Source organism: Micromonospora sp. CMU55-4 (assembly GCF_011602315.1).
GTDB classification, from domain to species: Bacteria; Actinomycetota; Actinomycetes; order Mycobacteriales; family Micromonosporaceae; genus Micromonospora; species Micromonospora chalcea.
The window spans coordinates 1-22,774 of the sequence record NZ_JAAOLH010000017.1; the positions used below are offsets into that span (position 1 = coordinate 1).

The following is a 22,774-nucleotide window of genomic DNA, read 5'->3' on the forward strand; positions in this document are numbered from 1 at the left end:
GGGTAACCCGCCGTCTCTGATCAATCTGCCGTCGGGGTGTGCGTTTCATCCCCGCTGCCGGTGGGCCGGCGTGAACGGTGACCGGTCCCGCACCGAGATCCCGGAGCTGGGCCCTGCTGGTGCGCCGGGTCATCTGGTGGCGTGTCATCTGCCGGTCGCCGCGCGGGAGCGGATCTACCGGGACGAGGTCGCGCAGGTGGGGGCGGCTCGATGAACGGTGTGACGAACGGGCAGGCGGCGGTGGCTGGCGACGCCAGCCGGCTCGCGGGCGAGCCGCTGCTGTCGGTGCGAGGGCTGACCAAGCATTTCCCGGTGCGGCAGGGATTGCGCGCGCGGGGTGCGGTGCGGGCTGTCGACGGGCTGGACTTCGATGTGCGTCCGGGCGAGACGCTCGGCCTGGTCGGGGAGTCCGGGTGCGGGAAGACCACGACCGGGCGGATGCTGGTCCGGCTGCTGGAGCCCACCTCGGGCAGCATCATGTTCGCGGGGCGGGACATCACCCACGGCGGGCGGCGTGAGTTGCGTGCGCTGCGGCAGGACCTGCAGATCATCTTCCAGGACCCGTACGCCTCGCTGAACCCCCGCCACACCGTCGGGCGGATCGTGGCCATGCCGTTGCAGGTCAACCGGATCACCCCGCCCGGCGGCGTGAAGAAACGCGTCCAGGAACTCCTCGAACTCGTCGGGCTGAACCCGGAGCACTACAACAGGTACCCGCACGAGTTCTCCGGCGGACAACGCCAACGCATCGGCATCGCCCGCGCCCTCGCGCTGAAACCCAAGCTCATCGTCGCCGACGAACCCGTCTCCGCGCTGGACGTGTCGATCCAGGCGCAGGTCATCAACCTGCTACGCGACCTGCAACGCGACCTCGACCTGGCGTTCGTGTTCATCGCCCACGACCTCGCCGTCATCCGCCACTTCTGCCACCGCGTCGCCGTCATGTACCTCGGCACAATCGTCGAGATCGGCGACCGCGACGACATCTACACCCGCCCCCAGCACCCCTACACCCGAGCGCTGCTCTCCGCCATCCCCGACGTCACCACCCTCGGGCCCGCCGGCCGGATCCGCCTCACCGGCGACGTCCCCACCCCGTTGAACCCACCATCGGGCTGCCGCTTCCGCACCCGCTGCTGGAAAGCCACCGACCACTGCGCCACCGAAGAACCCGCACTCACCACCCGAGACGACGGCGGGCAACTCACCGCCTGCCACTACCCGGAGAGCGGACCGGTCGGCATGCCGACCGGCGAACCCGGCAGCAACGAACGCACCTGACCCACGACGGAGCCGGGGACGACCCTGCCCGGCGCAGGGATCAAGCCTGACTGTGCCCTGAGCCGGGCGCGGTCGCCCCCGGCCGCCGATGCCGGAGTCCGCGCCGGTGACGATCGCGACCCCGGTCGTAGTGCCCGTATCGCTGGGGCATGACCGCGCACTACCCGCGCGCGGCGACCTCAACCGGGCGGACGACCCCGACTCGGCCGCCGGTTTCGTCGGAGGCGGTGGCTAGGGTACGGACGTGATAGCCGATGAGTCCGATGCCGTGACCGTTCGCTTCCTGCGCATGATGAGCGCCGAGCTGCACGCCGAGCGGGCGGGCGCCGACTCGCTCGGCCGCACTGTCGAGCTGGCCCGGCAGTGGTGGGGGACCGCCGACGACCGGCTCGCCGACGCCCTGCGCGAGCTGCACGGCGAGCCGGCCGAGCCGACGGGTCGGGTGTCAGACGGTCCGGACGGGCACGGCGAACTCCGGGGCCTGCGAGGTGAGCAACGCCGTCCGTGACGGCACGCGCCACTGCTCGTCCAGCGCCGACGCCAGCTCGTCCAGCATCCGGCGTACGGTCGGCGCCGCCCCGGCGTGCATCGCCTCGATGACCACGAGGACCTCGACGGTGGCGGCCCGTACCGCCGAGGCGCCGCTCTGCCGGTGGCACCAGCGCCGGGCGTGCGCGTGTCCGCCCTCGTCGGCGAAGATCACCTCGCCGGGCGCGGGCTGCTCGGACTCCCCACCGAGGCCGAGATAGGACTCGGTGCCGTCGGCCGGGCGCACGGTCAGGTCGCCGTCGATCCCGGCCAGGTCGAGCACGGCGACCGGGACCGCGTACCCGACGGAGAGCGCGTTGCCGAGGTCCACCAGCGGGTGCAGCCGGGGCAGGTCGCCGTCGCGGCGCAGCCGGCGCAGCAGTGACTCGGCCGCGCAGCGGTAGCGCGTCGGTGGGCAGCCCATCCGGGTGAACGCGCGCCGCCACGCCTGGATTTCCGGGAAGCCGCCCTCGGGTGCGGCGGCGAGCCGGTCCCGGGCGACGTCGAGGTAATCGACGAGCTGCGGCGTAACGTCGGGGTCGGGCGTGATCCCGGTGGCGTGCAGGACCCCGCAGGTCAGCTCGGGGAAGGAAGACCAGATCTCGGGGGAGTGCCGGAAACGCACTGGTGAACTCCTTGTCGGCGAGTGCTAGGCGGCGAACGCGAGGCCGAGGCCCAGGGCGAGGAAGCTGCCGGCCACGGCGTGCCGCAGCAGCGCCCTCAGCCGGGGCCGGGCCAGCACGCGGCGGCGCAACGCGCCGGCGAGCACCGCGTACCCGGCGAACACCAGCAGCGTGACCAGCATGAACACCAGGCCGCAGGCGAGCATGCGGACGGGGGCGGCGGGCGTGCCCGGGGGTACGAACTGCGGCAGGAACGCCACGAAGAACACCGTCACCTTCGGGTTCAGCAGGTTCAGCAACACCCCGTCGCGGAACACCGCCGACGCCGGGCGCGGCGGCCGGTCCGCGTCGACGGTGAACGCGCCCCGGTCGCGCCACGCCGACCAGGCCATCCAGAGCAGGTACGCCACGCCCAGCCAGGTCACCACGCGGAACGCCGGGGTGCCGGCGCGCAGCAACGCGGCCAGGCCGGTCACCGCGGCGATCACGTGCGGAACGAGGCTGAGCGTGGCACCGGCCGCGGCGGCCAGCCCGGCGCGACGTCCCGCGGTCACGGCGGTGGCGAGCGTGTGCGTCACCCCGGTGCCCGGAGTGACTGCGACGACGAGTGCGGTCAGCAGGAAGGCGATGGTCACCCGTCCAGCCTCTGGCCATAATGGTCCGGTGGACAGGGCCAAAGCCGTCGTTTCCGAGAGGTCCAAATCGGTCGGCGCGGACTTCCTCCAGCTCGATGTGGGCGAGGCCCCGCCCGGCGGCCGCGCGGACTGGCTGGCCGCCCGGCTGCGCTCGGCGATCGCCGACGGCCGCGCGCCAGTAGGCACCCGCCTGCCACCCAGCCGGGTGCTCGCCGCCGAGCTGGGCGTCTCACGCGGCGTGGTGACCGAGGCGTACCAGCGGCTGGGCGAGGACGGCCAGGTCGCCGGGCGCGGCCGGGCCGGCACCGTCGTGGTGGCCACCCCGGCCGCCGTGCGCGCCCGGCCACCCGAGCCGAGGAGAGCACCGGAGGTGTTCACCGGCCGGCCCGGCCTCGACGTCTTCGAGGCGCTGCGCGCCGCCCCCGCGCGGGTGGACCTGACGCCCGGCGTACCCGATCTGGCGGCATTTCCCCGCGCGGCCTGGCTGCGGGCCGAGCGGGCCGTGCTGCACCGGGCCACGCCCGCCGCGCTCGGCTACGGCGACCCGACCGGCACGCCCGCGCTGCGGCGGGCCGTCGCGAACTGGCTGGCCCGCAACCGGGGCATCCGCGCCGACCCGGCCGAGGTGGTGGTAGTGGCCGGGGTGTCCCAGGCGCTCGGCCTGCTCGCGCGGGTGCTGCACGAGCGGGGTACGCGCACCGTCGCGGTGGAGGACCCCGGCTCGCTCGGCGTGCGGCAGCACCTCACGTACGCGGGGATGGCGACGCTGCCGGTGCCGGTGGACGACAGGGGCCTGCGCGTCGACGAGCTGGAGCGGTCCGGCGCGCCGGCCGTGCTGCTCACCCCGGCGCACCAGTTCCCGACCGGGGTGGTGCTCGACGGTGAGCGGCGTCGCCGGCTGCTGAGGTGGGCGCGCGACGGCGGCCTGGTGCTGGAGGACGACTACGACGCCGAGCACCGCTACGACCGCCCGCCCGTGCCGGCGCTGCGCGGCATGGCCCCCGACCGGGTCTGCTACACCGGCAGCATCTCCAAGCTGCTCGCCCCGGCCCTGCGGATCGGGTGGACGCTGGTGCCGCCGTCGCTGCACGCCGACGTGGTGGACGCGAAGCGGACGGCGGATCTGGGCAACGCGGCGCTGCCGCAGCTCGTGCTGGCCGAGCTGATGGAGTCGGGCGCGCTGGAGCGGCACCTGCGGCTGCTGCGCCACCGGCACGTACGCCGCCGCGACGCGATGATCCGGGCGGTCCGCGCGTACCTGCCGGGGGCGGTGGTGCACGGCGCCGCGGCCGGGCTGCACCTGACGGTCACGCTGCCCGGCGACGTGGACGACCTGGCGCTCGCGGCGGAGGCGCTGCGCCGGGGCGTCAAGGTCCATCCGCTGTCCTGGCACGGCCAGCGTCCGCAGCCGCCGGGCCTGGTCCTCGGGTACGCGGCGACCCCGCCGTCGGAGATCGACCGAGCCCTGTCCACAGTCGCCGATGCCCTCCACGCCCTTCCTTGATCAACGAGGGAGAGGTGGGGGGTAGAGGGCGGCCAGGGCGGTGGCGGTTTCGGCCAGGCGGGCGCGCAGCTCTTCCGGGGACAGGACCTCCACGTCGGCGCCGAGCCGCAGCAGGTCGCCGTGGGCGTGGGTGAGCGACTCGATCGGGATGACCGCGCGCACCCAGCCGCTGTCGTCGGGCGGGCCGGCGCTCGCCTCGGCGGCGGCGACCACCACGTCGCTGCCGATCTCGCGCAGCCGGGCGAACCCGCGCGGCGACAGCCGGATGTGCGCCTCGTCGCGGTGCAGCCCGGCCCGGAACGCCACCACGTGGGCGCGCCACCAGGCCGGCAGGTCGAACTCGGGCCGCTCGAACGTCTCGTCCAGCGGGGCCAGGTCGAGGATCTGGTTGACCCGGTAGGTGGCCGGTCCGGCGCGGTCCGGGCGGGCGGCCACGAGATACCAGCGCCCGCCCTTGAGCACCAGCCCGTACGGTTCGAGCACCCGGATCGTCTCGCCGCGCCAGCCCCGGTAGCGCACCCGGATCCGGTGCTCCCGCCACACCGCCTCGGCCGCCTCGGCGAGGTACGGCGACGGGTCGCCGTCGGAGTACCAGCCCGGCGTGTCCAGGTGGAACCGCTGTTCCAGCCGGGCAGCCCGGTCGGCCAGCGGCGCTGGTAGCGCGGCCCGCAGCTTGAGCTGCACGGCGGTGACGACCGACTGGTAGCCCAGCTTGGCGGCCGGTCCGGGCAGCCCGGCGAAGAGCAGCCGGTCGGCCTCCTCTGCGGTCAGCCCGGTCAGCCGGGTCCGCCAGCCCTCCACGAGCCGGTAGCCGCCGTCGTGTCCGGCCTCGCCGTACAGCGGGATACCGGCGGTGTGCAGCGCCTCGACGTCCCGGTAGATGGTGCGTACCGACACCTCGAGGCGGGTGGCCAGGTCGGCGGCGGTGAGCCGGCCGTGCGCCTGCAGGAGCAGCAGGATGGACAGGAGTCGACTGGCCCGCATTCTGCTGACACTAGCTGTCAGGGGACCGCCCCTACCGTCCCGATCATGGCTTTCCACGACAAGGAGCTGACGGTGCCGGGGACGATCGAGGTCGCCGGCCGGCACGTCAAGCGCTACCACATCGACCAGCCGGACCGTCGCCTCGAACCACGTGTGGTCGAGGCCGCGTACGCGTACCTTCCCAAGCTGCTGCCCGGTCCCGACGGCGGCACCCCGCCGGCGAGCTGGGTGGTGCTGCACCGGGGCGCGGACAGCGGCGCGTACCTGCTGGCGTACACCTGGTTCTTCGACAACGTGGTCGAGTGCCGCATCGCGATCGCCGGGCAGCCTGCGCTCGACTGCCCGGACGACGATCCGGCGCGCTTCGTGGACCTGGAGCGTCCCGGGGTGGGCTGCGTCTGGGAGCTGGGCGTGCTGGAGCACGAACGCGCCGCCTGGATCCGGCACGTGCTCGTGCCGGACGAGCCGGACCTGGCCGGCTACCTGGCCGACGCCCGGCCCGAGGGGCCGGTGGGATTCTGATGGGCGACTTCGACTTCCTCGTCGGCACCTGGGACGTGACCAACCGGCGTCTGCGGCAGCGCCACGTCGGCAGCGACGACTGGGACGAGTTCGCCGGTTTCAGCGAGGCCCGCTCGTTCTTCGACGGCGCGGGCAGCTTCGACGAGATGCGCTGCCCCAGCCGGGGCTTCTCCGGCTCCAGCGTGCGCGTCCTGAACCCGGCGACCGGGCTGTGGTCGATCTACTGGATGCACAGCGCGCGGGGCGTGCTGGAGCAGCCGCCGGTGGTGGGCCGGTTCACCGACGGCGTCGGTGAGTTCCACGCCGACGACACCGACGAGGGCCGCCCGGTGCGCTGCCGGTTCCTCTGGTCGGCGATCACCCCGGTCTCCTGCCGCTGGGAGCAGGCGTTCTCCACCGACGGCGGGCACGCCTGGGAGACCAACTGGATCATGGAGTTCCGGCGGACGGCATGACCGGCGGGGTGGTGGTCCGGTAGATCGCGGTCAGCCAGACGTCGAGCAGCACGTCGACCACGTCCCGCTCGGCCACCGCCGGGCCGTCCCCGGCGAACGTGGCGTACCAGACCCGTTCGTTCATCGAGTTCAGCGCGATCGAGAGGTCCCGGGCGGGCAGCCCGTCCGGGGCCGCGCCGCGTGCGCGTTCGGTCTCGATCGCGGCCTGCACCGCGCGGACCCAGCGTTCCAGCACCTCGGCCCAGAGCCGCCGCACCTCGGCGTTGGTGCCGCGTACCTGGGCGCAGGCCAGCACCACGTCCCGGTGCCCGCCGAACGTGGCGTGGAACCGGGCGATCAGCTCCCGCCAGTGGGCGCGCGGGTCCTCGGCGAGCCGGTCGAACACGCCGCCGGCCGCCGCGTCGGCCTCCTCGGTGACCCGGTCCAGCAGCGTGAGCAGCACCGCGTCCTTGGACGGGAAGTAGAAGTAGAACGTGGGACGGGAGATGCCCGCGCCGCGCGCCAGGTCGTCGATGGAGATGTCGCCGAACGCGCGCTGCCGCAGCAGCCGCTCGGCGGTTGCCAGGATCGCGGTCTCCCGCTCGTCGCCGGTGGAGCGGCCGGTCCGCCGCCCGCGGCTGGGCGCGGCGCCGGCCGGCGTACGGGCGGTGGTCATGTCGGCTGATGCTACACCCGCTCAACACCCTGTCGATTAAGCTCGACACGGTGTTGACTGCGCTCGACGGCGATGGATAGTGTCCGGTCCACCGCCGGTGCGAACGGGAGAAACCGATGGCCGCAGACCACGTCGACGTCCTCATCGTCGGGGCCGGCCTGTCCGGCATCGGCGCCGCCGTCCACCTCGGACGCGAGTGCCCCGGCAAGACCTACGCGGTGCTGGAGGCCCGGGGCGCCATCGGCGGCACCTGGGACCTGTTCCGCTACCCGGGCATCCGCTCCGACTCCGACATGTACACCCTCGGCTACTCGTTCAAGCCGTGGACCGACCCGAAGGCCATCGCCGACGGCGACTCCATCCGGGCGTACGTGCGCCAGACCGCCCGCGAGTACGACGTCGAGCGGCACATCCGCTTCCACCACCGGGCCGTGCGCGCGGAATGGGACAGCGCCACCGCCCGCTGGACGGTCCACGCCCGCCGCGACGACACCGGCGAGGACGTCACCATCACCTGCGGGTTCCTGTTCACCAACTCCGGCTACTACCGCTACGACTCCGGCTACACGCCGCGTTTCCCCGGCGTCGAGCGGTACGCCGGCACGCTCGTGCACCCGCAGCACTGGCCCGACGACCTGGACTACACCGGCAAGCGGGTCGTGGTGATCGGCAGCGGCGCCACAGCCGTCACCCTCGTGCCGGCGATGGCCGAGCGGGCCGCCCACGTCACCATGCTTCAGCGCTCACCCACGTACGTGATCGCGCTGCCCTCGCGCGACCCGTTCGCCGACGCCGCGCGGCGCTGGCTGCCCCCGAAGGCCGCGTACACGGTGGCGCGGTGGAAGAACGTCGCGCTCGGAGTGGCCAACTTCCAGCTCAGCCGGCGTGCCCCCGGCGTGGTGAAGCGGTTCCTGCGCCGGGCCGCGAAGGGCCGGCTGCCCGCCGGGTACGACGTCGAGCGGCACTTCTCGCCCCGGTACGACCCGTGGGACCAGCGCCTGTGCGTGGTGCCGGACGGCGACCTGTTCACCGTGCTGCGCGAGGGACGCGCGTCGGTGGTCACCGACACCATCGACACGTTCACCGAGCACGGGCTCCGGCTCGCCTCCGGCGAGGAGCTGCCCGCCGACATCGTGGTCACCGCCACCGGCCTGAACCTGCTCGCGCTCGGCGGCATGACCCTGGCGGTCGACGGTGCCGACGTCGACCTCGCCTCGACGGTGGCGTACAAGGGCATGATGCTGTCCGGCGTGCCGAACTTCGCCATGACGATCGGCTACACGAACGCCTCGTGGACGCTCAAGGCCGACCTCGTCGCCACCTACGTCTGCCGGCTGCTGCGCCACCTCGACGAGACCGGCCAGCAGATCGTCACGCCGCTCGCCCCGGACACCGACGACCTGGCGCCGATCATCGACCTGCAGTCCGGCTACGTGCTGCGCGCCGTCGACCAGCTGCCCAAGCAGGGGCCGCGCGCGCCGTGGCGGCTGCACCAGAACTACCCCCGCGACGTACGCCTGATGCGGCACGGCCCGCTCACCGACGGCGTACGCTTCGCCCGCGCCGGTGTGCCCGCCGCCGCCACCTCGGGAGGAACCGATGCGTGACCTCGTCTTTCCCGGCGGCACCGCGGTGCTCACCGGCGCGGCGAGCGGCATCGGCGCGGCGCTGGCCCACGGCCTGGCCCGGCGCGGCGCCGACCTGGTCCTGCTCGACCGCGACGCCGACGGCCTGACCTCGGTCGCCGCCGCGATCTCGGCGGCGCACCCGGACCTGCGGGTCGAGACGCACGTGGTCGACCTCGCCGACGCCGAGGCCACCGAACGGGTCGCCGCCGAGATCCACCGCGCGCATCCCCGCATCCGGCTGCTGATCAACAACGCCGGGGTGGCGCTGGGCGGGCGTTTCGACCAGGTCACAGTGGAGGAGTTCCTCTGGGTCGTCGAGATCAACTTCCGGGCGGTGGTACGCCTGACCCACGCGCTGCTGCCCGCGCTCAAGGCCGAACCCGGCGCGCACCTGGTCAACGTCTCCAGCCTGTTCGGCATCATCGCGCCCGCCGGGCAGGCCGCGTACGCGGCGAGCAAGTTCGCCGTCCGCGGCTTCACCGAGGCGCTGCGGCACGAACTCGTCGACGACGGCGTCGGCGTCACGTCGGTGCACCCGGGCGGCATCCGTACCCGGATCGCCAGCAGCGCCCGGGTCGGCAGCGGCGTTGACCGGGCCGAGTACGAGACCGGGCTCAGGCAGTTCGAGAAGCTGCTCACCATCGACCCGGCGAAGGCCGCCGAGGCGATCCTGCGCGGCGCGAAGCGGCGTCGCGGCCGGGTGCTGATCGGCTGGTCGGCGAAGCTGCCCGACCTGCTGGCCCGGGTCGCCCCCGCCGGGTACGGCCGGGTGCTCGCCCTGGGCATGCGCCCGTCCCGCCCGGCGGCGGCCGTCGCAGGGGCGCCGGCGCCGCGGGCCGAGACGCCCGCCGAGGAGGCCGCGCGGGAACCCGGACGCACGGCGTGACAGCGGCCCTCCCGCCGGCCGACGAGCGCACCGTCGACGGCCGGCGCGTGCGCTGCCGGATCAGCGGCGACGGGCCGCCCGTGGTGCTGCTGCACGGCATCGGCCGTACCCTCGACGACTTCACCGCCCTGCACGCCGCGCTGGCCCGCGACCACCTGGTGCTCGCGGTGGACCTGCCCGGGCACGGCGGCTCCGCGCCGCTGGACGGGCCGCACACGCTGCCCGCCCTGGCCGGCGCGGTCGCCCGGTTCCTCGACGTGGCCGGGGTGACCGGCCCGGCGCACCTGGTCGGCAACTCCCTCGGCGGGGCGGTGGCGATGCGCCTCGCGGTCGACGCGCCGCAGCGGGCGGCCAGCCTGGCGCTGCTCAACAGCGCCGGCTTCGGCCGGGAGGTGACGGTGGCGCTGCGGCTGCTCGCGATCCGCCCGCTGGCGCCGCTGCTGCTGCGCCCGCATCCGGGGATCGCCCGCCGCAGCGAGCGGGCCATCTTCTTCGACCCGGCGTACGTCACCGAGGAGCGGATCGCCACCGCTCTGGCGCTGGCCCGCCGGCCGCACGCCGCCCGGGTGATGCTGGAGCTGGTACGCGACCTGGGCACCTGGCGCGGGGTGAAGCCGCGGTGGCGCGCCGAACTGCTCGACGCGGTGGCCGCGCTCGACCTGCCCACGCTGCTCGTCTGGGGCGACCGTGACCTGATCCTGCCCGCCACGCACCTGGCGTACGCCGGCAGCCGGCTGCCGCACGCGCGCCGCCATCTGTTCCGCGACACCGGGCACATGCCGCAGATCGAGCGGACCGCCGAGGTGGAGGCGCTGCTGCGGGAGTTGTGGGCCTGACCCGCGGTGGCCTGCGCCACTGCCCGGACCCGCGCCGGATCGGCGCGACCAGCCGCGGAGCAAGCTTAGATACATGACGCATCCCAGCCGGACCGCGCCGTCCGCCGCCGAGCGGGCGTACCGGCACCTCAAGCAGGCCATCCTGGAACAGGTCTACCCGGGCGGCCAGCTCGTGAGCGAGGGCGAGATCGCCGACGCGACCGGCGTGTCCCGCACCCCGGTCCGGGAGGCGCTGCTGCGGCTGGAGACCGAGGGTCTGGTCAAGCTCTACCCGAAGCGCGGCGCGCTGATCCGGCCGGTGTCGGCCCGGGAGATCGCCGACGTCATCGAGGCCCGCCGGCTGGTCGAGCTGCACGCCGCCGAGCGGGTCTGGGACCGCCGCGCCGAGTTGCGCGCCGACCTGGCCCGCCGGCTGGGGGAGATGCGACGCGCGCACGCCGCCGGTGACATCAGCGCGCTGATGGGCGCCGACCGCTCGTTCCACGCCGCCGTGGTCGAGGCCGCCGGCAACGAGATCCTGGCCGAGCTGTACCACCGCCTGCGCGACCGGCAGCTGCGCATGGGCGAGGCGAGCTTCCGGCTCTCACCCGGCTGGGCCGAGGTCGCCCTGGCCGAGCACGCCGGCCAGCTCGCCGCGCTCGACGGCGACGACCCGCAGGTGTGGCGCGACGCGGTCGCCGGGCACATCGACACCGCCGCGCGGATGCTCGGGACGCTGCGGTGAGCGTGTCCCGCCGGCCCGCGGCCCTGGTGTACGCGGTGGCGCTGACCGCGTACCTGACCGCCGTGTTCCACCGCAGCTCACTCGGCGTCACCGGGGTCGACGCGGCGGATCGGTTCCACATCAACGCCTCCGCGCTCGCCACGTTCTCCGTCGCCCAGCTCGCCGTCTACGCCGCCATGCAGGTCCCGGTCGGGGTGCTGCTCGACCGCTACGGCTCGCGCCGGCTGCTGCTGGCCGGCGGCGCGCTGATGGTGGCCGGGCAGATCGTCTTCGCGGTCGCCACCGACGTGCCGGCCGCCGTCGCCGCGCGGGTGCTCGTCGGCCTCGGTGACGCCATGACCTTCATCAGCGTGCTGCGCATCGTCGCGTTCTGGTTCCCCGGCCGCCGCAACCCGCTGCTGGTGCAGCTCACCGGCACCGTCGGCCAGCTCGGCGCGGTGCTCGGCGCCGTACCCCTGGTGCTGCTGCTGCACCGCGCGGGCTGGACCCCGGCGTTCCTGACCGCCGCGGCGCTCGGCGCGACGGTGGTGCTGATGATCCTCGTCGCGGTACGCGACACCCCGCACGCCGAGCACGCCACCGCGCTCGCGCCCGACCTGGCGACCGTGCGCCGCCAGCTCGCCGAGGCGTGGGCCGAGCCGGGCACCCGGCTGGGCCTGTGGACGCACTTCGTCACGCAGTTCTCCGGCTCGGTGTTCGCGCTGCTGTGGGGGTACCCGTTCCTGGTGCAGGGCCAGGGCTTCTCGCCCACGGCGGCGGCCGGGCTGCTCACCCTGATGACGATGGTGACGCTCGTGTGCGGGCCGGTGCTCGCGCATCTGTGCGCCCGCTTCCCGTTCCACCGCTCGGTGTTGGTCTTCGCCATCACCGCCGGCACCGCCGGCATGTGGGCGGTGGTGCTGGCGTGGCCGGGTCGGGCGCCGCACGCGCTGCTGGTGGCGCTCGTGGTGGTGCTCGCGGTCAACGGTCCCGGTTCGATGATCGGGTTCGACTACGCCCGCTCGTTCAACCCGGTGCACCGCATCGGCAGCGCCACCGGCATCGTCAACGTCGGCGGTTTCGCCGCCTCGATCGTGCTGATCCTGGCCGTCGGCCTGGTGCTCGACCTGGCCACCCCGGCCGGGCACGACGCGCCGCCGCTGTCCGCGTTCCGCTGGGCGTTCGCCGTGCAGTTCCTGCTCTGGGCGCTCGGCGCGGCGCAGGTGCTGCGCTACCGCAACGCCGCCCGCCGGATCGCCGCCGACCGGGCCGCCGCGACGGCCGCGGCCCCCGTCTGAGTACGCGGCCGGCCCGGAGCGGCTTCGGCGCGGGCGGCTCAGCGCCGGTGCCGCACCAGCGAGTCGAGCATCAGCGTCAGCCCGGCGCCGACCAGCCACACGTCCTTGGCCAGCCCGATGCCCTCCTGGCTCGGCCGCAGGCTGCTGCCCTCCCGCATGCCGGGCGTCTTCAGGTAGAGCTGCACCAGCCCCGCGCCGAACGCGGTGAGCGCGGCCCCGGCCAGCAACGACGGCACGAACGGGGCGAGCAGCGCCGCGCCGAGCGCCGTCTCGCCCCGGGACAGCAGCACGGCGAACCGGTCCGGCGGGATCTGCCTCAGCTGCGGCATCGCGCCGGCCGCCATGCCGTGCATGCCCGCGGCGGCCTCACCCTCCAGGCCCCGCTTGCCCAGCCCGGAGTTCAAGATGTACGCGCCGATGGCGACCCGCAGCGGCGCATGCGACAGCCTCATGATCACTCCCGTCCCACCTGGTAGAACCGGCACACCGGGTACCCGGTCATGACCAGGACAATCCGGCGGGCTTCATTGGTTCGCGGGTCATGATCAGCGGTAGGTTCGGGGTGCAGAAGCACGCAACAAGGGAGGCACTGTGAGCCAGGAAGTCCGGGGAGTCGTGTCGCGGCGCAAGGGCGCGCCCGTGGAGGTCACCACCATCGTGGTGCCCGACCCGGGACCGGGCGAGGCGGTGGTCCGCATCCAGTCGTGCGGCGTCTGCCACACCGACCTGCACTACCGCGAGGGCGGCATCAACGACGACTACCCGTTCCTGCTGGGCCACGAGGCCGCCGGCATCGTCGAGCAGGTCGGCGACGGCGTCACCGACGTGGCACCCGGCGACTTCGTGGTGCTCAACTGGCGCGCGGTCTGCGGGCAGTGCCGGGCCTGCCGCCGCGGCCGCCCGTGGTACTGCTTCGCCACCCACAACGCGACGCAGAAGATGACGCTCACCGACGGCACCGAGCTGACGCCCGCGCTCGGCATCGGCGCGTTCGCCGAGAAGACGCTCGTGCACGCCGGGCAGTGCACCAAGGTCGACCCGTCAGCGCGGCCGGCGGCCGTCGGCCTGCTCGGCTGCGGCGTGATGGCCGGCCTCGGCGCGGCCATGAACACCGGCAACGTGACCCGGGGCGACTCGGTCGCGGTGATCGGCTGCGGCGGCGTCGGCGACGCGGCGGTGGCCGGCGCGGCCCTGGCCGGCGCGACCACGATCATCGCGGTGGACACCGACTCCCGCAAGCTCGACTGGGCGCGCAAGTTCGGCGCCACCCACACCGTCAACGCCTCCGAGGACGACGCGGTGGAAGCCATCCGCGCCGCCACCGGCGGCTTCGGCGCCGACGTGGTGATCGACGCGGTCGGCCGCCCGGAGACCTGGAAGCAGGCGTTCTACGCCCGTGACCTGGCCGGCACGGTCGTGCTGGTCGGCGTGCCGACGCCGGAGATGACTGTCGACCTGCCGCTGCTGGACGTGTTCGGTCGCGGCGGCGCGCTCAAGTCCAGCTGGTACGGCGACTGCCTGCCCAGCCGCGACTTCCCGATGCTGACCGAGCTGTACCGGCAGGGCCGGCTGGACCTGGACGCGTTCGTCACCGAGGAGATCGCCCTCGACCAGGTCGAGGAGGCGTTCAGCCGGATGCACCACGGCGACGTGCTGCGCTCGGTGGTGGTCTTCCCGTGACCGCCCGCGTCGACCACGCCGTCACGTCCGGCACGTTCTCCCTGGACGGCCAGACGTTCGACGTCGACAACAACGTCTGGGTGATCGGTGACGACGCCGAGTGCGTCGTCCTCGACGCGCCGCACGACGTCGCGGCCATCCGCCAGGTGATCGGCGACCGGCGGGTGGTGGCGATCGTGGCCACGCACGCCCATGACGACCACGTGCGGGTCGCGCCCGAGCTGGCCCGGGCCACCGGCGCGCCGGTGCTGCTGCACCCGGCCGACCGGGTGCTGTGGGACATGGTGCACCCGGACACCGCCCCGGACGGTGAGCTGACCGACGGGCAGACCATCACCGTCGGCGGGACCACGCTGCGGGTGCTGCACACCCCCGGCCACAGCCCCGGCGCGTGCAGCCTGTACGCGCCCGACCTGGGCGCGGTCTTCACCGGCGACACCCTGTTCGCCGGGGGACCGGGCGCCACTGGCCGGTCGTACAGCGACTTCGGCACCATCGTCGAGTCGATCCGTACCCGTCTGCTCACGCTGCCGCCGGAGACGGTGGTGCACACCGGGCACGGCGACGACACTACGATCGGGGCCGAGGCGCCGCACCTGGACGAGTGGATCGCCCGGGGCCACTGAGGACCACACACCCGCGCGGGTCCGGCCGGAGCAGTCCGGTCCGGGCCCGCGTGCGGCGTCTTCCGGCCCGTCCGCGCCCGGGTGGCGCCGGGTGTCCGTCCGCTTCGGACGGGTCCGGAAAACCGTGTGGCCGGGCGACGTTCCGCCCCGGTGACACTCGCGTCCGTGCCCGTCGCCACCCTCACCGACGCCCAGTCCGCCACGCTGCTGGACCGCCCGGCGGCGCTCGCCGTCATCGTCGGGCGCCTCGCCGCCTGCCGGTACGAGGAGGTCGTCGCCGCGAGCGGCTGACGCTCAACTTCCACCCGGACCGGGTGCTGCGCGGCGGCCGTACCGTGGTCCGGGCCCTCGATGCGGTGACGCTGCAGCACCTCAAGCAGCTCCGGCACGCGCTGGTCCGGCGCGGCGTCTCGCCCTGATCGTCCCATTCCTCGCCCTTCACCCAGGATGCGGACCGGGTGCCCGGAATCGCGGGTGACCTGGACCGCAGCCTCGGCGCTGCCCGGCATTTCCGGAATGACCGACACTGCGGTCTCGTTGTGTCCCCCATACCGTCGGAACCCAAACACCTACCCGGCGGTAGTCCCCCGAGGGGCGCTCATCCCGGAGCGCGTCGTAACGATCGAAAGGGCAACCATCGTGAAGCAGCACTTCACTCGATGGCTCCCCGCCATCGCGAAGACCGCCGTGGCGAAGACCGCCGTCGCGAAGACCGTCGCCGTCGCCAAGAACCGCCGCGCCCTGCTGAGCGTGGCGGGCGTGGCCGTCCTGGGCGGGCTGGCCGTCGGCCCCACCGCCGTGGCCGCGCCCGTGACCAGTGGCCCGCACGCCGGCGCCAAGGCCGCCATCGACCTGGCCACCGGCAAGCAGACCTCGACCGAGGCGGTCAAGCCCGGCCAGACCACCGGCCTGGACAAGCTGCCGACCAGGGCGGACCGGCCGGCCAAGGAGAAGCTCGTGCCGCACGGCGTCGAGGGCGCGCAGTCGCGCATCCCGCTCGACGACGCGCAGCTCGCCAACGCCAAGGCCATCGTCGAGGCGGCCAAGGAGACCGGCGTGGGGGAGCGGGGCGCCGTGATCGGCGTGGCCACCTCGCTGCAGGAGTCGAAGCTGTACAACCTGGGTCACCTCGGCGCGTACAACGACCACGACTCCGAGGGCCTGTTCCAGCAGCGCCCGTCGTCCGGTTGGGGCACGTCCGAGCAGATCACCGACCCGGAGTACTCCAGCAAGGCGTTCTTCAACGCGCTGAAGAACGTCGGCGGCTGGCACGAGCTGCCGCTGACCACCGCCGCGCAGACGGTCCAGGTGTCCGCCTACCCGTACGCGTACGCGCAGTGGGAGGAGCAGGCGGCGGACATCGTCCAGCAGGTCTGGTGACCCACCCGTAGCGAACGGCCGGCCCTCCGGGGTCGGCCGTTCTCGCCGATCTTGGAATTGTGGTGCCTCGCATACCTCAGATACCGGACATCCTGGGCGCCACAACTCCAAGATCGGCGGGGCGGGGTGGGCGGGTGGGGGGCGTTGTAAGCCGGTGCGCGACGGGAGTGGCGCCGGGGAGCGCCCCCGGGGAACAAGCCCGGGGCGTCGGTCGTTGCAGATGCACCCGGCACGCCCCGCGCTGCCGGATCCCCCCGAGAACTTCGAGCGCCTGACGGTGCCCACGCATCCCCCCGGATGCGTCGACCCCCGAACGGAGCCCACCATGAACACGATCCTGCGCAAGAGCATCCTCGGTATCGCCGGTCTCGCCTTCACCGGTGGCGTGTTCGCCGGTCCGGTCGCCGCCCACGCGGCGGAGACCGCCAAGCCGGCCGCGGCAGCGGTTCAGGGCGTGAGCCCGCAGGGCGAGCAGTCGCACGTGGACCTGAACGACGAGCAGATCGCCAACGCCAAGGCCATCATCGCGGCCACCAAGAAGGCGGGCCTGCCCGAGCGGGCCGCTGTCGTCGCGATCGCCACCGCGCTGCAGGAGTCGAAGCTGGAGAACCTGGGTCACCTGGGTGACCGCAACGACCACGACTCGCTGGGCCTGTTCCAGCAGCGGCCGTCCAGCGGCTGGGGTACGCCGGAGCAGATCACCGACCCCGAGTACTCGACGCTGGCGTTCCTCAAGGGCCTCAAGCAGGTCGACGGCTGGCAGGACATGCCGCTGACCGAGGCCGCGCAGACCGTGCAGGTCAGCGCCTACCCCGACGCGTACGCGCAGTGGGAGAAGCAGGCCGCCGAGATCGTCGCCGAGCACTGGAACAAGTAAGAACCACCGAAAGGCCGGTACCCGGATCGGGTGCCGGCCTTTCGCGTGCTCTCAGCCGCCGTGCGCGGCGAGCCACGACAGCACCGGCTCGACCACCTCGGGGGCCAGCGGCTGCTTCGCCTCGTCCCGGTACGCCCGCAGCGACGGCGGACCGGGCTGGCGCCGCAGCACGTGGGTGACGTCCGGCAGCACACCGGTCCGCACCGGCCCGCCCGCGTGCGCGGCGATGACCGGCAGGTCCGCCGGGTCGGTCTGGAGGTCCTTGTCGCCGGTGAGCGCGAGGATCGGGGCGTCGACGCGGCCCAGGTCCGGCCGGGGGTCGTAGCGCAGGAACTCCCGGAACCAGCGGGCGTTGAGCCGCTGCCCGCCGACCCACGCCACGTCCTTGTCGGTGGCGAGGATCTTCTCGTGGTTGCGGGCCACCTTCGCCACCAGGTCGGTGCGGGTGAGCCGGAGCACCAGGCGTACCGGCGCGGGCAGCGTGGGCAGCAGTCGTCCGGCCTGCCAGCGCAGCACCTCGGCGCCGCTGCGCCCGGGCGCGGACAGCAGGACCAGGCCGGCCACCGGTACGCCGCGCGCGGCGAGCGCGACAGCGGTGAGCGCGCCCTCGCTGTGCCCGACCAGGAACATCCGTCCGGCGTCCACGGCCGGGTCGTCGCGCAGCGCCGCGAACACGGCGGCCGCGTCGTCGACGTTGTCGAAGAAGCCGGTACGCAGGAACTCGCCGGTGCTCTCGCCGACGCCCCGCCGGTCGTACCGGGCGACCGCGATCCCGGCCCCGGCGAGCGCTGCGGCCAGGTGCCGCTGGATGCCCAGGGGCAGGCGGCGGTGGTCGCCGTCGCGGTTGATCGGCCCGGAGCCGGGCAGCAGCAGCGCCACCGGGTGCCCTCCGGCGCCGTCGGGCAGCGTGAGCGTGCCGGACAGCCGCTGCTCGCCCGAGTCGACGACGAGCGGACGGTCGATCGTCACGGCAGCACCGCCGCGGCCAGGGTGGAGGCGTCGTCGGCGCCGATGAGCAGGGAGTCGTACGCCTGGCCGGTGAGGGTGATGCGGACGGCCGGCTGGCCGCCGCGGACGCTGACGAACTCCTTGCCGGCCCTGCCGCGCCAGGTGCCGACGTTGCGCGTGCGGGGCACGCCGAGGCCGGGCGCCCGGATGCCGCGGGTGGCGCGCGCCCCGTCGGGCACGACGACGGCGCCCGCGACGGCGGAGCGGGGGAACGACAGGTCGCCGCGCAGGGCCCAGATCTTCTCGGCGGTGGTGAGCCGGACGTCGATGCGGTCGGGGGTGATGTCGATGGTGGCCATCGGCGCGCTCCTCGGTTCTGTTATCGTCGGTGAGAACATTACCGGAGGCGATAACAAAAAGGGGAGCGACTGTGGCACTCGACACCGTGGAGCTGCTGATGCACCCGGTCCGGCTGCGCATCGTCCAGGCGTTCCTGGGGGGCCGCACGCTGACCACCGCCGACCTGCGCAGCGAGCTGAGCGACGTGCCGCCGGCCACGCTCTACCGGCAGGTCGCCACGCTCGCCGAGAACGGCGTGCTGCACACGGTCGGGGAGCGGCGGGCCCGCGGCGCGGTCGAGCGCAGCTACCGGCTCCACGAGGCCGCCGCGTCGGTGGACCCGGACGAGGCCCGGGCCATGAGCCCGCAACGGCACCGCCAGGCGTTCCTCACCTTCGTCGCGGGCCTGCTCGCCGACTTCGACGGCTACCTCGACCGCGGCGACCCCGACCTGGCCCGCGACGTGGCCGGCTACCGGCAGAACGCGTTCCACGCCACCGACGCCGAGACCGCCGAGTTCGTCACCCGGTTCCGCGAGCTGTTCGCCGAGTACGCCGCGCTCGGCCCCGGGCCCGGCCGCACCCGGCGGCTGCTCACCACCGTGCTGCTGCCCGGCGCCGATCAGGGGCGGCCCGCCGAGCGCCGGTGACCGGCCACGATGTCCGCCACGGCGGCACCCAGCGCCAGCACGATGATCCCGGCGGCGAGCAGCAGTGAGTGGCGGAACGCCGTACCCCAGTCGCCGTGGTCGTCGGCGATCGTGGAGAAGAACAGCGCGCCCACCGCGGCGATGCCGGCGGCCGAGCCGATGCGCTGCCCGGTCTGCAGCATGCCCGCGCCGCTGCCGGCCATCGGCACCGGCACCTCGGACAGCGTGAGCGTCTGGTTCGGCGCGATCACCAGGCCGCTGCCCAGCCCCGCGACGAGCAGCGGCAGCGCGGTCCGCAGCGGCACGTTGTCGTGCGGCCCGCCCGCCAGCACCAGGTCGGTCGCGATCAGCCCGGCCACCACCGCCAGCAGCCCGATCGCGACGAGCGGACGGCCGTACCGGGTGACCACCCGGCCGCCGAGCGCGGAGGCGAGCGCCGAACCGAGCGCGAACGGCGTGATCGCCAGACCGGCCACGAGCGCGCTGTAGCCGAGCCCCATCTGCAGGTAGAGCGTGAAGATGAAGAAGATCGCGGTGAACCCGGCGAAGTAGATCAGGCCGATCAGCGCGCCGAGCGTGTACGAGCGCACCGTGAACAGCCGCAGGTCGAACAGCGGCTGGGCGCGCCGGGCGTACCGGTGCTCCCAGAGCGCGAACCCGGCGAGCAGCAGCAGGCCGACCGGGATCAGCAACCACTTGCCCGGGCCCCGCCACTGCTCCCGCTGCACCAGCGGCAGCAGGATCACCGTCACCCCGGCGCCGAGCAGCAGCACGCCGAGTGGATCGAGGCGGCCCCGCCCGGCCGGGTTCGTCGCCCGGGTCGGCATCAGCCGCCAGCCGAGCAGCATCGCCACGATCCCGACCGGGATGTTCACGAAGAACACCCACCGCCAGCCGTGCTCCGCGCCGCCCAGCTGGATGAGCAGGCCGCCGAGCAGCGGCCCCACGGCGGTGGAGATACCGATCGTCGCGCCCAGCAGGCCGAACGCGCGACCCCGGTCGGCGCCCCGGAACAGCTCCTGGATCATGCCGCTGACCTGAGGGTTCACCACACCGGCGGCGGCGCCCTGGACGAGCCGGGCCACCACCAGCCACTCCGGCGAGCGGGCCAGCCCGGCCAGCGCGCTGGTCAGCGTGAACAGGCCCACCCCGACCACGAACGCGGTACGCCGCCCGCGCGCGTCGCCGAACCGCCCGGCCGGCACCAGCACCAGGCCGAACGTCAGCGCGTACCCGGACAGCACCCACTGCAGGTCGCTCGGTGTGGCGTGCAGCGCCCGGTCGATCGACGGCACCGCGACGTTGACGATGCTGACGTCCAGCAGCGTCATGAACGCCGCGATCAGGCCGACGCTCAGCGCGCGCCAGCGACGCCGATCGTCGTACCCGGTGTCCGGCACGATCCGATCACGCCACCTGGCGCGCGCACCACCGCGGCCCGAAGTCCAGGCCGGACATGGGGGAGTCCTCGCGGTGCAGCAGCCCTCGCTCGGTGAGCGAGTGCAGCGGCTCGCGCAGTTCCTCCTCGGTCATCCCGGTCTCCTGGGCGATCAGGTCCGGGTAGGGGACGTGTCCCTGCACCTCCAGCGCGGACACCGCCTGGTACACCCGTTCCTCGACCGCAGACAGCTGGACCTGAGGCATCGCTTCCCTCCTCGGCGTGGACCGTCCGACCCGCGGACGGCCGGCGACCGGCGGTTACCCGGACGGGCCACGATGATGCTCACCCGTTCGACTGTCGTGCCGGGCGGGGCGGCACGGCGGTGCCCTAGGCTGCACCAGTGATCATCTGGGATCTCGTCGTGGTCGGCGGTGGGCCCGCCGGACTCTCCGCCGCGCATGCCGCGGCCCGCTCCGGCGTCCGCACGCTCGTGGTCGAGCGGGCCACCCACCCCCGGTACAAGACCTGCGGCGGCGGCCTGATCGGCACCTCGCTGGCCGAGGTCGCCGACCGCCTCGAGGTGCCCGCCCACGACCGGGTCGACCGGATCACGTTCACCCGCGACGGGCGGCGCGCGTTCACCCGCCGGCACCCGTCGCCGCTGGTCACGATGATCCGCCGGGAGGAGTTCGACGACCGGCTGCGCGCCGCCGCCGTCGCCGCCGGGGCTCAGGTCCGCGAGGGCGTCGCGGTCCGCGCGGTCGAGCAGGACCCCGACGAGGTACGCCTGCGTCTGGCCGACGGCGAGGTGGTGCGCGCCCGTGCCGTCATCGGCGCGGACGGCTCCTCCGGCGTCACGGCACGCCACGTCGGTGTCCGTTTCCGCCAGGTCGACCTCGGCCTGGAACTGGAACTGCCGGTGGACGGTGCCGAACGGGAACGCTGGCGCGGTCGGGTGCTGCTCGACTGGGGGCCGCTGCCCGGCTCCTACGCGTGGGTGTTCCCCAAGGGCGACCGGCTCACCGTGGGCGTCATCTCGGCCCGGGGCGACGGCGACCGCACCCGCGCCTACCTGCGCGACTTCACCGACCGGCTCGGACTGTCCGGGGTGACGCCGGAGCACGACTCCGGTCACCTCACCCGCTGCCGCGCCGACGACTCGCCGCTGCGCCACGGGCGGGTGCTGGTCGCAGGCGACGCGGCCGGGCTGCTGGAGCCGTGGAGCCGGGAGGGGATCAGCTACGCGCTGCGCTCCGGCCGGCTGGCCGGGGAGGCGGTGGCCGTCGGTGACCTCGGCGCGTACGCCCGGGAGGTCGGCCGGCGGCTGACGCCGGAGATGCGCGCCGGGCACCGGCTGCTGGAGACGTTCGAGCGGCGGCCCGACGTGTTCCACGCGATGCTCGCCAGCCCGCCCGGCTGGCGGATGTTCGTCCGGTTCTGCCAGGGCCGGGCGAGCTTCGCCGAGATGCTCGACCGGCGGCCGGTACGCGCCGGGCTCGCGGTGCTCGACCGCCTGCCCGCGAGGGCGCGGGCCGTGGCCGGTTAACCTGGCGCGGTGACCGACTGGGATCTCGTCTGCGGACGCGACTTCGCGGTGCCGGACGGCCGCGACCTGGACGACCTCGTCGCCGAACTCGCCGCCGCGCTGCGCGACCCCGACCCGGCGGTCCGGGACGGCGCGCCCTACGTGGTGCTGCGCACCTGGATCGCCCGGGACGTGATCGACGCCGGCCGCCGGGCGAAGCTCGGCGCGATCATGGCCGAGCGGTTCACCGACCCGGAGATCCAGGCCCGCACGTTCGCGCCGCTGGTGCTGGACATGATCGTCAGCCGGGGTGACCTCGACCCGGCCTGGCCGGCCGCGTTCCGCGCCTGGTACCCGGCCGAGACCGACCTGCGCGGGTACGACGCGATGCTCGGCTGGCTGCACGCGGTGGCCCACGGCGCCGACCTGCTGGCCACGTTCGGCCGCCACCCGTCTGTCGACCCGGCGAGCATGCTCGACCTGGCCGCGGCCCGCCTCGTCGCGCCGACCGGCCACCTCTTCGCGCAGCAGGAGGACGACCGGCTGGCCCGCGCGATCGCGCTGGTGCTGGCCCGGCCCGGCCTGTCCGGCGCCGACGCGCTCGGCTGGCTGGACCCGGTCGCGGCCGGCTACGCCGCGCTGCCCCGGGGCACCACACCCGCGCACGCCTCGAACAGCATGCGGACGTTGCGGGCGCTGTACGTGCTGCTGGACACCGGCATCGGGCCGAGCCGGGACGCCCCGGCGCTGCCGCAGCCGCACCGCGACGCGGTCAAGGCACGCCTGGCCGAGGTGCTCGCCCCGGTCTTCCAGCACGGCTGAACGCCCCGG

At 74.1% G+C, this 22,774-nt stretch carries 27 protein-coding genes and 1 pseudogene; 19 read left to right on the forward strand and 9 right to left on the reverse strand.

Features of this window, described 5'->3' with window-relative positions; all coding sequences use genetic code 11:
- The 3 genes and pseudogenes from HA073_RS24865 to HA073_RS24875 all read left to right on the forward strand — a co-directional run.
- Window positions 1–214 (forward strand): annotated as a pseudogene (locus HA073_RS24865) (ABC transporter ATP-binding protein); the annotation flags it as partial.
- Window positions 211–1,281 carry an ABC transporter ATP-binding protein gene (locus HA073_RS24870; RefSeq protein ID WP_166457396.1) on the forward strand — a complete coding sequence of 357 codons (1,071 nt, stop codon included), beginning with the start codon at window positions 211–213 and terminating at the stop codon, window positions 1,279–1,281. The pseudogene HA073_RS24865 and the gene HA073_RS24870, both read left to right, overlap by 4 nt.
- 268 nt (window positions 1,282–1,549) lie before the next feature.
- Window positions 1,550–1,789 carry a hypothetical protein gene (locus tag HA073_RS24875; protein ID WP_205798602.1) on the forward strand — a complete coding sequence of 80 codons (240 nt, stop codon included), beginning with the start codon at window positions 1,550–1,552 and terminating at the stop codon, window positions 1,787–1,789.
- On the opposite strand, the gene HA073_RS24880 is transcribed toward HA073_RS24875, so the two are convergent.
- Together HA073_RS24880 and HA073_RS24885 are read right to left on the reverse strand one after the other, a co-directional pair.
- Window positions 1,727–2,434, reverse strand: a complete 708-nt coding sequence (locus tag HA073_RS24880; RefSeq protein ID WP_166457397.1) for a B3/4 domain-containing protein — start codon at window positions 2,432–2,434, stop codon at window positions 1,727–1,729. The two genes, HA073_RS24875 and HA073_RS24880, sit on opposite strands and share 63 nt — an antisense overlap.
- Window positions 2,435–2,458: 24 nt before the next feature.
- Window positions 2,459–3,067 (reverse strand): LysE family translocator, encoded by a 609-nt coding sequence (locus HA073_RS24885; protein ID WP_043323912.1) that lies wholly within the window; start codon window positions 3,065–3,067, stop codon window positions 2,459–2,461.
- Between the two features lie 28 nt (window positions 3,068–3,095).
- Here HA073_RS24885 and HA073_RS24890 point away from each other — a divergent pair, with 28 nt between their 5' ends.
- Window positions 3,096–4,571, forward strand: coding sequence for a PLP-dependent aminotransferase family protein (locus HA073_RS24890; RefSeq protein ID WP_166457398.1), 1,476 nt, complete (start codon window positions 3,096–3,098; stop codon window positions 4,569–4,571).
- Here HA073_RS24890 and HA073_RS24895 read toward each other — a convergent pair whose 3' ends face one another.
- On the reverse strand, window positions 4,572–5,555 hold the full coding sequence (locus tag HA073_RS24895) for a YafY family protein (RefSeq protein WP_166457399.1): 984 nt from the start codon (window positions 5,553–5,555) through the stop codon (window positions 4,572–4,574).
- A 45-nt stretch (window positions 5,556–5,600) separates the two neighbouring features.
- On the opposite strand from HA073_RS24895, the gene HA073_RS24900 reads away from it, so the two are divergent.
- Both HA073_RS24900 and HA073_RS24905 read left to right on the forward strand, forming a co-directional pair.
- The gene (locus HA073_RS24900; protein WP_166457400.1) at window positions 5,601–6,077 is read left to right on the forward strand and encodes a hypothetical protein; all 477 of its coding nucleotides are present in this window, start codon (window positions 5,601–5,603) and stop codon (window positions 6,075–6,077) included.
- Window positions 6,077–6,532: a hypothetical protein gene (locus HA073_RS24905; RefSeq protein WP_166457401.1), complete on the forward strand. Its 456-nt coding sequence runs from the start codon at window positions 6,077–6,079 to the stop codon at window positions 6,530–6,532. The genes HA073_RS24900 and HA073_RS24905 overlap by 1 nt, the downstream gene beginning before the upstream one ends.
- On the opposite strand, the gene HA073_RS24910 is transcribed toward HA073_RS24905, so the two are convergent.
- The gene (locus HA073_RS24910) at window positions 6,507–7,187 is read right to left on the reverse strand and encodes a TetR/AcrR family transcriptional regulator (protein WP_043323920.1); all 681 of its coding nucleotides are present in this window, start codon (window positions 7,185–7,187) and stop codon (window positions 6,507–6,509) included. The two genes, HA073_RS24905 and HA073_RS24910, sit on opposite strands and share 26 nt — an antisense overlap.
- 116 nt (window positions 7,188–7,303) lie before the next feature.
- Between HA073_RS24910 and HA073_RS24915 the strand changes: the two genes are divergently transcribed.
- From HA073_RS24915 to HA073_RS24935, 5 genes are all read left to right on the forward strand, one after another.
- On the forward strand, window positions 7,304–8,794 hold the full coding sequence (locus HA073_RS24915) for an NAD(P)/FAD-dependent oxidoreductase (protein WP_166457402.1): 1,491 nt from the start codon (window positions 7,304–7,306) through the stop codon (window positions 8,792–8,794).
- Window positions 8,787–9,701, forward strand: coding sequence for an SDR family oxidoreductase (locus tag HA073_RS24920; RefSeq protein ID WP_166457403.1), 915 nt, complete (start codon window positions 8,787–8,789; stop codon window positions 9,699–9,701). Before HA073_RS24915 ends, HA073_RS24920 begins: the two co-directional genes overlap by 8 nt.
- Window positions 9,698–10,537 (forward strand): alpha/beta fold hydrolase, encoded by an 840-nt coding sequence (locus HA073_RS24925; protein ID WP_166457404.1) that lies wholly within the window; start codon window positions 9,698–9,700, stop codon window positions 10,535–10,537. Before HA073_RS24920 ends, HA073_RS24925 begins: the two co-directional genes overlap by 4 nt.
- 73 nt (window positions 10,538–10,610) lie before the next feature.
- Window positions 10,611–11,261: a GntR family transcriptional regulator gene (locus HA073_RS24930; RefSeq protein ID WP_166457405.1), complete on the forward strand. Its 651-nt coding sequence runs from the start codon at window positions 10,611–10,613 to the stop codon at window positions 11,259–11,261.
- The gene (locus tag HA073_RS24935; protein WP_064445915.1) at window positions 11,258–12,538 is read left to right on the forward strand and encodes a nitrate/nitrite transporter; all 1,281 of its coding nucleotides are present in this window, start codon (window positions 11,258–11,260) and stop codon (window positions 12,536–12,538) included. Before HA073_RS24930 ends, HA073_RS24935 begins: the two co-directional genes overlap by 4 nt.
- Window positions 12,539–12,576: 38 nt before the next feature.
- Here the strand turns inward: HA073_RS24935 and HA073_RS24940 are convergent, their stop codons facing one another.
- Complete coding sequence (locus HA073_RS24940) at window positions 12,577–12,990, reverse strand: hypothetical protein (protein WP_030504610.1); 414 nt, start codon at window positions 12,988–12,990, stop codon at window positions 12,577–12,579.
- 139 nt (window positions 12,991–13,129) lie between these two features.
- Here HA073_RS24940 and HA073_RS24945 point away from each other — a divergent pair, with 139 nt between their 5' ends.
- The 5 genes from HA073_RS24945 (at window position 13,130) to HA073_RS24965 (ending at window position 17,101) form a co-directional block, all read left to right on the forward strand.
- Window positions 13,130–14,218 carry an S-(hydroxymethyl)mycothiol dehydrogenase gene (locus tag HA073_RS24945; RefSeq protein WP_043323928.1) on the forward strand — a complete coding sequence of 363 codons (1,089 nt, stop codon included), beginning with the start codon at window positions 13,130–13,132 and terminating at the stop codon, window positions 14,216–14,218.
- Window positions 14,215–14,844 (forward strand): MBL fold metallo-hydrolase, encoded by a 630-nt coding sequence (locus HA073_RS24950; protein ID WP_166457406.1) that lies wholly within the window; start codon window positions 14,215–14,217, stop codon window positions 14,842–14,844. Before HA073_RS24945 ends, HA073_RS24950 begins: the two co-directional genes overlap by 4 nt.
- 165 nt (window positions 14,845–15,009) lie before the next feature.
- Window positions 15,010–15,135 (forward strand): hypothetical protein, encoded by a 126-nt coding sequence (locus HA073_RS30960; RefSeq protein WP_255481625.1) that lies wholly within the window; start codon window positions 15,010–15,012, stop codon window positions 15,133–15,135.
- Window positions 15,136–15,483: 348 nt separating this feature from the next.
- On the forward strand, window positions 15,484–16,224 hold the full coding sequence (locus tag HA073_RS24960) for a hypothetical protein (RefSeq protein WP_281606078.1): 741 nt from the start codon (window positions 15,484–15,486) through the stop codon (window positions 16,222–16,224).
- Window positions 16,225–16,549: 325 nt separating this feature from the next.
- Window positions 16,550–17,101, forward strand: a complete 552-nt coding sequence (locus tag HA073_RS24965) for a hypothetical protein (protein ID WP_166457408.1) — start codon at window positions 16,550–16,552, stop codon at window positions 17,099–17,101.
- 51 nt (window positions 17,102–17,152) lie between these two features.
- Here the strand turns inward: HA073_RS24965 and HA073_RS24970 are convergent, their stop codons facing one another.
- Both HA073_RS24970 and HA073_RS24975 read right to left on the reverse strand, forming a co-directional pair.
- Complete coding sequence (locus tag HA073_RS24970) at window positions 17,153–18,070, reverse strand: alpha/beta fold hydrolase (protein WP_166457409.1); 918 nt, start codon at window positions 18,068–18,070, stop codon at window positions 17,153–17,155.
- On the reverse strand, window positions 18,067–18,408 hold the full coding sequence (locus tag HA073_RS24975) for a hypothetical protein (RefSeq protein ID WP_166457410.1): 342 nt from the start codon (window positions 18,406–18,408) through the stop codon (window positions 18,067–18,069). The genes HA073_RS24970 and HA073_RS24975 overlap by 4 nt, the downstream gene beginning before the upstream one ends.
- Window positions 18,409–18,479: 71 nt before the next feature.
- Between HA073_RS24975 and HA073_RS24980 the strand changes: the two genes are divergently transcribed.
- Window positions 18,480–19,037: a helix-turn-helix domain-containing protein gene (locus tag HA073_RS24980; RefSeq protein WP_043323940.1), complete on the forward strand. Its 558-nt coding sequence runs from the start codon at window positions 18,480–18,482 to the stop codon at window positions 19,035–19,037.
- On the opposite strand, the gene HA073_RS24985 is transcribed toward HA073_RS24980, so the two are convergent.
- The gene (locus HA073_RS24985; RefSeq protein ID WP_043323942.1) at window positions 19,010–20,440 is read right to left on the reverse strand and encodes an MFS transporter; all 1,431 of its coding nucleotides are present in this window, start codon (window positions 20,438–20,440) and stop codon (window positions 19,010–19,012) included. The two genes, HA073_RS24980 and HA073_RS24985, sit on opposite strands and share 28 nt — an antisense overlap.
- A gap of 4 nt (window positions 20,441–20,444) precedes the next feature.
- Window positions 20,445–20,681 carry a hypothetical protein gene (locus HA073_RS24990; RefSeq protein WP_043323944.1) on the reverse strand — a complete coding sequence of 79 codons (237 nt, stop codon included), beginning with the start codon at window positions 20,679–20,681 and terminating at the stop codon, window positions 20,445–20,447.
- Between the two features lie 137 nt (window positions 20,682–20,818).
- Here HA073_RS24990 and HA073_RS24995 point away from each other — a divergent pair, with 137 nt between their 5' ends.
- Complete coding sequence (locus tag HA073_RS24995) at window positions 20,819–21,964, forward strand: geranylgeranyl reductase family protein (protein ID WP_166457411.1); 1,146 nt, start codon at window positions 20,819–20,821, stop codon at window positions 21,962–21,964.
- Window positions 21,965–21,973: 9 nt separating this feature from the next.
- Entirely contained in the window at window positions 21,974–22,765 is a 792-nt protein-coding gene (locus HA073_RS25000; RefSeq protein WP_166457412.1) for a DUF2785 domain-containing protein, read from the forward strand.
- The last annotated feature ends 9 nt before the right edge of the window (window positions 22,766–22,774 follow it).